Annotated in this window: 6 protein-coding genes; 3 read left to right on the top strand and 3 right to left on the bottom strand. The window is 59.9% G+C overall.

Annotation, left to right across the window (positions count from 1 at the left end):
• Positions 1–233: 233 nt before the first annotated feature.
• Entirely contained in the window at positions 234–1625 is a 1392-nt protein-coding gene (locus ACRER8_RS09495; RefSeq protein WP_431746071.1) for a GntP family permease, read from the top strand.
• A gap of 10 nt (positions 1626–1635) precedes the next feature.
• A complete protein-coding gene (locus ACRER8_RS09490; RefSeq protein WP_431746070.1) occupies positions 1636–2406 on the top strand; it encodes a 3-hydroxybutyrate dehydrogenase in 771 nt (256 codons plus the stop codon).
• 212 nt (positions 2407–2618) lie between these two features.
• Here the strand turns inward: ACRER8_RS09490 and ACRER8_RS09485 are convergent, their stop codons facing one another.
• Positions 2619–3785 (bottom strand): PilT/PilU family type 4a pilus ATPase, encoded by a 1167-nt coding sequence (locus tag ACRER8_RS09485; RefSeq protein ID WP_431746069.1) that lies wholly within the window; start codon positions 3783–3785, stop codon positions 2619–2621.
• A 201-nt stretch (positions 3786–3986) separates the two neighbouring features.
• Between ACRER8_RS09485 and ACRER8_RS09480 the strand changes: the two genes are divergently transcribed.
• Positions 3987–4262, top strand: a complete 276-nt coding sequence (locus ACRER8_RS09480; RefSeq protein WP_081568400.1) for a peptidylprolyl isomerase — start codon at positions 3987–3989, stop codon at positions 4260–4262.
• A gap of 153 nt (positions 4263–4415) precedes the next feature.
• On the opposite strand, the gene ACRER8_RS09475 is transcribed toward ACRER8_RS09480, so the two are convergent.
• Entirely contained in the window at positions 4416–5357 is a 942-nt protein-coding gene (locus ACRER8_RS09475) for a sugar kinase (RefSeq protein ID WP_431746068.1), read from the bottom strand.
• Positions 5358–5369: 12 nt separating this feature from the next.
• Positions 5370–6593, bottom strand: coding sequence for an amino acid deaminase (locus ACRER8_RS09470; RefSeq protein WP_431746067.1), 1224 nt, complete (start codon positions 6591–6593; stop codon positions 5370–5372).
• Positions 6594–6625: the final 32 nt, after the last annotated feature.

Here is a 6625-nt window from a genome sequence, read left to right as displayed (position 1 = left end):
GACCCACCGCATTCGCCAGCAAGCCGGCTCCTACAAATGTTCAGCGTTTGCAAGCCTGTATTCGACTCCTGCACCGCGAAATGTCTCTATTTCGAGACAAACCTCGTATGAGGCTATAAATGATCACAATATTTCTTATGAATTCAAACGCTTAGCGAACTGGCACGGAAGTAGCTATACCTCCTGTCAAGCGGCCCGACCGCGTCCAGAACAAAAACAACAGGAGACACTCAATGAGTGTGATCATCGCCTTGGCTGCTCTCGCGCTGCTGATGCTTGCTGCGTATCGTGGTTACAGCGTCATTCTATTTGCCCCCCTTGCCGCGCTCGGGGCGGTATTGCTCACTGATCCATCGGCTGTGGCGCCCGCCTTCTCCGGCGTGTTCATGGACAAGATGGTGGGTTTCGTCAAACTCTACTTCCCGGTTTTTCTGCTCGGTGCCGTGTTCGGCAAGTTGATCGAGCTGTCCGGGTTCTCCCGATCCATCGTCGCCGCTGCTATCAAGCTGTTGGGCACACGTCAGGCGATGCTGGTGATCGTGTTGGTCTGCGCCCTGCTCACCTATGGCGGCGTGTCACTGTTCGTCGTGGTGTTCGCGGTTTATCCATTCGCGGCCGAGATGTTCCGTCAGAGTGATATTCCGAAACGGCTGATCCCGGCCACGATTGCCCTTGGTGCCTTCTCGTTCACCATGGACGCCCTGCCCGGCACGCCGCAGATCCAGAACATCATCCCCTCGACGTTCTTCAATACCACCGCCTGGGCCGCGCCATGGCTCGGGTTGATCGGCACGGTGTTCGTGTTCTGCGCCGGCATGCTGTTTCTCCAGCGCCAGCGCAACAAGGCGCAGCGTGCCGGCGAAGGCTACGGCACGGAACTGCGCAACGAGCCGCAAACCCCTGCCGATATTCAGTTGCCCAATCCCTGGATTGCCCTCGCGCCACTGCTACTGGTGGGAGTGATGAACCTGCTGTTCACCCAATGGATTCCGCAGTGGTATGGCAAGACTCACACCCTTGCCCTGCCCGGCATGGCCACTCCGGTACAGACCGAAATCGCCAAGATCACGGCGATCTGGGCGGTGGAAGCCGCTTTGCTGGTAGGCATCCTCTTCGTGCTGCTGTTCGCCTTCAGCGCAGTGAAGTCGAAATTGGCCGAGGGCAGTAAGGGCGCGGTCAGCGGCGCCCTGCTGGCCGCGATGAACACCGCATCGGAATACGGTTTCGGTGCGGTCATCGCCTCGCTACCGGGGTTTCTGGTACTGGCCGACGGACTCAAGTCGATCCCCAATCCACTGATCAACGAAGCGATCACCGTGACATTGCTCGCGGGCATCACGGGCTCCGCGTCGGGCGGAATGAGCATCGCGCTGGCGGCGATGTCTGACAGTTTCATCGCCGCGGCCCATGCCGCCAACATCCCCCTGGAAGTGCTACACCGCGTGGCAGCCATGGCCAGCGGTGGCATGGACACGCTGCCGCACAACGGCGCGGTGATCACGCTGTTGGCGGTCACCGGCCTGACTCACCGTGAGGCGTACAAGGACATTTTCAGCATTACCATCATCAAGACCCTGGCGGTTTTCGTGGTCATTGCCACTTTCTATGTAACCGGCATCGTATGAGGAATCCAACATGAGTCTGCAAGGCAAAACCGCATTGGTCACCGGCTCCACCAGTGGCATCGGTCTGGGCATCGCACTGACCCTGGCCAAGGCCGGCGCCAATCTGGTGTTGAACGGCTTCGGCGATGCGTCGGCGGTAATCGAACAGGTCAAGCAATTCGGCGGCAAGGTTGGCCATCACCCGGCGGACGTGAGTGACGTGGCGCAGATTGCCGACATGATCGCTTACGCCGAGCGTGAATTCGGCGGGGTCGACATTCTGGTGAACAATGCCGGGATTCAGCACGTGGATGCGGTCGAGGATTTTCCGGTCGAAAGTTGGGACAAGATCATTGCGATCAATCTCTCCTCGGTGTTCCACAGCACTCGCCTGTGCCTGCCGGGCATGCGCGCGAAGGGTTGGGGCCGGATCGTCAATATCGCTTCGGTGCACGGGCTGGTGGGCTCGACGGGCAAAGCGGCCTATGTCGCGGCCAAGCATGGGGTGATCGGGCTGACCAAGGTCGTCGGCCTGGAAACCGCCGCCAGCAATGTCACTTGTAATGCCATCTGTCCCGGCTGGGTGCTGACGCCTCTGGTGCAGAAGCAGATCGATGATCGGGCTGCCGAGACGGGTGATCTGGAACAGGCCAAACATGACCTGCTGGCCGAGAAGCAGCCGTCGCTGGAGTTCGTGACCCCGACGCAATTGGGCGAGCTGACGCTGTTTCTGTGCAGCGACGCCGGTGCCCAGGTGCGTGGGGCGGCGTGGAATATCGATGGCGGATGGTTGGCGCGATAAAGGTTGCGGTCCCTTTCATTGCTGAGGTCCTCACGCCGCATCGTCACTGAGCGAACATGGTCCCTCTGTGCGAGCGAATTCATTCACGAAGATAGTCAGCCAGTGTAGAGATGCATCGACAGGATGGGCCTCTCGCGAATAAATTCGCTCCCACAAGTTTTGTGCCCCCTTAATCGTTGTGTGAACTCACCCCCACAGCGTAGTGGAGGACCTTAACTTCCGGGCTCATCCCGCTCGTCTACCAGCCCCCAATCCTTGACGTCCATTTGCGCGGCCGGCTGCGGCGCCGGCGGTTGTGTGGAGATAGCGGCCACGCCGCCTTCGTCATGCAGCTTCAGGCGCAAACGAACGTTGTTCGCCGAGTCGGCATTTTTCAGCGCCTCATCTTCGGTGATCGCCCCTTCCACTGCCAGGTCGTATAGCGCATTGTCGAAGGTCTGCATCCCCAGATTGGTGGACTTCTCCATGATGCCCTTGAGCTCGGTCAGCTCGTTGCGGTGAATCAGGTCACGGATGGTCGGCGTACCGAGCATCACTTCCACCGCTGCCCGGCGCTTGCCATCCTTGGTCTTGACCAGTCGCTGGGAAACGAACGCCTTGAGGTTGTTGCCCAGATCGTGCAGCAACTGCGCACGCCGTTCCTCGGGGAAGAAGTTGATGATGCGGTCCAGGGCCTGATTGGCATTGTTGGCGTGCAGGGTCGAGATTGCCAGATGCCCGGTATCGGCGAACGCCAGGGCATGCTCCATGGTTTCCCGATCACGGATTTCGCCGATCAGGATCACGTCCGGCGCCTGACGCAGGGTGTTTTTCAAGGCCGCATGAAAGCTTCGGGTATCAACCCCGACTTCCCGTTGATTGATGATCGATTTCTTGTGCTTGTGGATGAACTCCACCGGATCCTCAATGGTGATGATGTGCCCGCTGGCGTGGCGGTTGCGGTGGTCGATCAAGGCCGCCAGCGAAGTGGACTTGCCTGAACCAGTGGCGCCGACGAACAGCACCAGACCGTGTTTTTCCATGACCACGTCGAGCAGAACCGGTGGCAGATGCAGGTCTTCGAACCTGGGAATATCGAGTTTGATGTTCCGCGCCACGATGGACACTTCATTGCGCTGCTTGAAGATATTGATCCGGAAGCGGCCAATCCCGGACAAGGAAAATGCCAGGTTCATTTCCAGCTCGCGCTCGAAATCCTGACGCTGCTCGGTGTCCATGATGCCATCAGCAATCACGGCGACATCGCCGGGCTTGAACGCTTCGGTGCCCAGCGGCTTGAGCACGCCGTTGAACTTGGCGCAGGGCGGCGCACCGGTGGAAAGGTAGAGGTCCGATCCGTCCTGGGTGGCCAGAACCTTCAACAACGCCGGAAAATCCATAAGTCACACCGCACATAAAGGTTTAAGAAAATGCAAATCGACGCTACACGTGAAGCTTGTAGGTGCGACCATCGACCCGTGACAACGTTCGGCCCAAGGCAAGACGGCAGCGCAACGCTCGTCTGGCCGAGGTGAAGGAAATTACCTGAAATCGTGCGGCAAGGGCATAATGCGCGGCTTTTTTATCGAGGCGATTTCAACATGAAAGCTCAAGCCCGCCATATTCTGGTCAAGACTGCCGAAGAGGCCGAGCAACTCAAGCAACGCATCGCCAAGGGCGAAGCCTTCGATGTGCTGGCCAAAAAGTATTCGACCTGCCCGTCTGGCAAGCGCGGCGGCGATCTGGGTGAAGTGCGGCCGGGGCAGATGGTCGGGGCAATCGACCAGATCATCTTCAAGAAACCGTTGCGCACGGTGCATGGCCCGGTGAAGAGCAAGTTCGGCTATCACCTGGTACAGGTTTTTTATCGGGATTGAGGCTGTCACGGCCCACGTCCCCCGGGACTTGCACCGAAGCCAATGCGGGAGTGAGCTTGCTCACGAAAGCGGCGTTTCAGGCGATGATCTGCTCGCTTAACCTATGCCTTCGTGAGCAAACTCACTCCCACCGGGATGTGTAAAGCCAGGAGATTAGCCTGGCATCACGCTACGCGGAATCAGCGCCCCCGGATGCTGGATCACCAGGCTCGCCAATCGATGTCCGGCCTGCGCCGCTTCTTCCGGGCTGCCGCCACGCAGGCGCCGGGCCAGATAAGCTGCGCTGAACGAATCCCCCGCCGCAGTGGTGTCGATGACCTTCTGTACCAGTTGCGCGGCCACTTCGTAACGACGATTGTCAGCGCAGACCAGACAGCTTTGCGCGCCGCGCTTGATTAGCACTTCGGCAATCCCCAGATCCCGGTAGGCCGTCATGATCTGCTCGCTGTCGGTGTAGTCGAACAGGGCCTGTTCGTCCTCTTCGGTGAGTAGCGCGACGTCCACTTCATGCATCACTGAGCGGTAGGCCTGCCGCGCCTGATCGACGCTACGCCAGAGTCGGGGCCGATAGTTGTTATCGAACACTACCCGCGCGCCACGATCACGGGCATCGCCAAGGCTCGACAGCAGCCGCGCCCGCCCTACTTCACCCAACACCGCCAGAGTGATGCCGCTGAAATACAGCACATCGTATTCCGGCAGCGCGGCCAGAATCGGCTCGGCAGATGGCGTGGTGAAACACTCGCGTACCGCCGCCTCATTGCGCCAATACAGAAAACGCCGCTCGCCATCGGCATCGGTCTGGATGCAGTACAGCCCCGGCAAACGTCCCGGCAGGCGCTGCACACGACTAAGACCAATGCCTTCGTCGGCCCAGCTCTGGCACATGGCGTCGCTGAAACTGTCATCGCCCAGCGCCGTGACGTAATCCACCTGCGACGCCGAGCCCAGCAGCCGCGACAGATAAACCGCCGTATTCAGCGTGTCGCCGCCGAAGCTCTGCTTGAGCGTGCCGTTGGCGTGCTGCTGCAACTCGATCATGCATTCGCCGATCAGGGCGACCCGGGGATGATTGTGACTGACCAGCTCGCTCATCACAGACTCCCGTCAGAAGAAGGTTTGAAAGGATTCGATGACACTCAGGTCATCGCCGACCAGACAGCCCGTGCGCCACTTATCGAAAGTCAGGCAAGGGTGCGAAGTACCGAAGGAAATGATGTCACCCACTTTCAGTTCACAACCCGGCGCCACGGTCATGAACGCATGTTGGTCCATGACCGCGGTCACCTTGCAGGCACTGACATCATCGCCCTGAGCCGGGACCACGCCTGCCTTGTAGCGCTTGATCGGGCTCGGCATACCGGCGTCGAACGCCACGTCGCGCTTGCCCAGTGCGATCACGGCAAAACCTGGCTCCGGCATCGATTGCACGTGAGCCCAGACTTCCATGGCCGGTTGCAGGCCCTCACTCAGATCATGACGGCGATCGAGTACGCAGCACTGGGCCTCTTTATAAATGCCGTGATCGTGTACCACGTAGCTGCCAGGGCGCAGCACGCTGAGAAAACGCTCGCGGACCTGCTGCTTGTCGAACTCTTCGGCGATCAGGTCGTACCAGGCCGAGCCCGAGGCTGTCACGATCGGGCGGTCCAGCGCGAACGCGCCCTTGTCCTGCAGGGTCACCGCCAGGCGTACCAGCGATGCGGCGAACTGACGAATGCCACTGACGGCCTGCTCACCATGAATCACACCTTCGTAGCCTTCGATACCGGTCAGCTTCAGGGCCGGCTGCGCAGCGATAGCGTCAGCCAGGGCCATGACCTCTGCCTCACTGCGGCAACCGCAACGGCCACCGACCACGCCGTACTCGATCATCACGTTGAGGTGCAGGCCCTTGCCGGCGAAGAACTCGCCCAGCGCCTTGACGTTGTCCGGGTGATCGACCATGCAATGGAAGTCGAACATGGTGTCGGCGAGCATTTCGGCGATGATCGCCATGTTTGGCGCGCCGACCAGTTGGTTAGCCATCAATATCCGATGCACGCCATGGGCGTAGGCCGCGCGGGTCTGTACGGCGGTGGCCAGGGTCATGCCCCAGGCACCGTGTTGCAACTGGCGCTGGAACAGTGCCGGAACCATGCTGGTCTTGCCGTGGGGCGCGAGTTCCGCGCCGCTGTCGGTGACGAACTTCTGCATCCAGCGCAGGTTGTGTTCCAGCGCATTGTTGTGGATGACCAAAGCCGGAAGGCTGACATCCAGCACCAACTGGTCGCCCGGATTGGCGGCGCCTTTTTCTACTGCGGCGTCCTTTTTTACTGTGGCAACGGTCATGTCTGTTCTCCAGAATTCTTGTGGGTACGGGG

It is taken from the genome of Pseudomonas sp., assembly GCF_050739935.1.
GTDB lineage: Bacteria > Pseudomonadota > Gammaproteobacteria > Pseudomonadales > Pseudomonadaceae > Aquipseudomonas.
This window is presented reverse-complemented; position numbering and strand designations above follow the sequence as displayed.